The sequence below is a fragment of the Alteromonas sp. 14N.309.X.WAT.G.H12 genome (assembly GCF_036697315.1).
Classification (GTDB): domain Bacteria; phylum Pseudomonadota; class Gammaproteobacteria; order Enterobacterales; family Alteromonadaceae; genus Alteromonas.
The window spans coordinates 1-2,315 of the sequence record NZ_JBAHZB010000202.1; the positions used below are offsets into that span (position 1 = coordinate 1).

Consider the following 2,315-nt stretch of genomic DNA (forward strand, 5'->3'; position numbering starts at 1 on the left):
GTACAGGTGCAAGTCCTTTAACGTCGGTGAAATATGCGGGTAGTCCCTTTGAATTAGGTTTGGCGGAAACCCAGCAAGCGCTAATTGAAAACGGATTACGTCATAAGGTAAGGGTACAAACTGATGGCGGATTAAAAACCGGCCTCGACGTGGTGAAAGCCGCCTGTTTAGGGGCCGAGAGTTTCGGTTTCGGTACCGGTCCTATGGTGGCCTTAGGGTGTAAATACCTTCGAATTTGTCACTTGAATAACTGCGCCACCGGTGTAGCAACCCAAGATCAAAAACTGCGTGAAGACCATTTCATCGGCTTGCCGGAAATGGTGATGAACTACTTTAAGTTCATCGCGCAGGAAGTGCGGGAAATCATGGCCGCACTGGGCGTTCGCAAGTTCGATGAACTGGTAGGACGCACTGACTTGCTGAAAGTCATTGACGGTATTTCAGCCAAGCAAAACAAACTGGACCTGTCCCCACTGCTGGCCACACCGGTAGAGGGAGAACACACCCGTTTGTTCTGCTCAGAAACCACTAACCAGCCCATGGATAAGGGTGACCTTAATGTACAACTGCTTCGCGATGCGCAAAAAGCAGTCAAAGCTGGAAAGGGGATTCATTTAAGTTACCCCATCCGCAACACCGATCGTTCTGTGGGTGCCATGTTGTCCGGTGAAATTGCCAAACATCATGGTAATCATGATATGGAAGATGTACCGGTAAAAATCCAATTCACCGGTACCGCGGGACAAAGCTTCGGGGTTTGGAATGCCGGCGGCTTACATATGCGCATTGAAGGCGATGCCAATGACTATGTGGGTAAAGGCATGACCGGTGGTAAGCTGGTAATTTATCCGCCTCGAAATATCAACTTCGATGCGCATAACAGTGCCATCATGGGTAACACCTGTCTGTACGGCGCAACCGGCGGTAAGCTGTTTGCAGCGGGTCGTGCTGGTGAACGGTTTGCCGTTCGAAACTCAGGAGCCACCGCCGTAGTAGAAGGCATTGGTGACAACGGGTGTGAATACATGACTGGCGGCATCGTGGCCGTATTAGGCAATGTAGGCGTAAACTTTGGTGCCGGTATGACCGGAGGCTTTGCTTACCTGCTTGATGAAACCGGTGATCTGAAAAACCGTGTAAACCCTGAACTGGTGGAAATCATGGATATTGGTGACAAGGTGATCCTTGCAGAGCATTTACGTGGTCTGATTAACCAACACTATGAAGAAACAGGCAGTGAGCATTCTCTGTCGTTACTCACTAACTTTGCTGAGTCGCTGAAGCGCATTAAGCTTATTAAACCAAAAACCAGTGAAGTGAAAAACCTGTTGGGTCATATCAGCCGCTCAAGTGATGAGCTGCGGATCCAGGCGCAATAAACTAGATAGGTGAAGTAATGGCTAAAAATGTATACCAATTTGTTGATGTAGAACGGATTGACCCGCCTAAAAAGCCGATCGTGGTGCGTAAAGGTGAGTTTGCTGAAATCTACCAACCCTTGTCTCAGTCACAAACAGAAGGCCAGGCAGATCGCTGCCTGGACTGCGGTAACCCGTATTGTGAATGGAAATGTCCTGTACACAACTACATTCCCCAGTGGCTAGCATTGGCAAATGAAGGACGTATTATTGAGGCAGCTGAGCTGTCTCATAAAACCAATAGCTTGCCTGAAGTGTGTGGTCGAGTGTGTCCTCAGGACCGTCTATGTGAAGGCGCCTGTACATTGAACGATGAATTCGGTGCTGTCACCATTGGCAGTATTGAAAAATACATCACCGACACCGCTTTTGAAATGGGCTGGCGTCCAGACATGTCCGACGTGGAATGGACCGACAAGAAAGTGGCCATTGTAGGCGCAGGACCCGCGGGCTTAGCCTGTGCAGACGTCCTTGTGCGCAACGGCGTGAAACCTGTCGTTTTTGATAAGTATGAAGAAATCGGTGGATTGCTGACCTTTGGTATTCCATCGTTCAAACTGGAAAAAGAAGTCATAAAGCGTCGTCGGGAAATCTTCACCGAGATGGGTGTGGAATTTGTGATGAACACCGAAATCGGTAAAGACGTAGATTTTCAGACCTTGCTGGATCAATACGACTCGGTTTTCCTTGGCATGGGAACCTATAAATCCATGCAAGGTGGCTTTGATAACGAACACGTAGAAGGTGTTTACGAAGCATTGCCCTTCCTTGTAGCGAATACTAATCGCGTCATGGGGCTGGAGAAAGATCCTGCCGACTACATTGATATGAAAGATAAAACTGTGGTGGTTCTTGGTGGTGGTGATACCACCATGGACTGCGTACGTACTTCTATCC

Annotated in this window: 2 protein-coding genes; both read left to right on the top strand. The window is 48.6% G+C overall.

Annotated features, from left to right (window positions below):
* Window positions 1–1,379: glutamate synthase-related protein (locus V5298_RS20405; protein ID WP_332933252.1), on the top strand; the 1,379-nt coding region annotated here is incomplete at its 5' end.
* Between the two features lie 17 nt (window positions 1,380–1,396).
* A partial coding sequence (locus V5298_RS20410; RefSeq protein ID WP_332933253.1) for a glutamate synthase subunit beta occupies window positions 1,397–2,315 on the top strand: 919 nt, incomplete at its 3' end.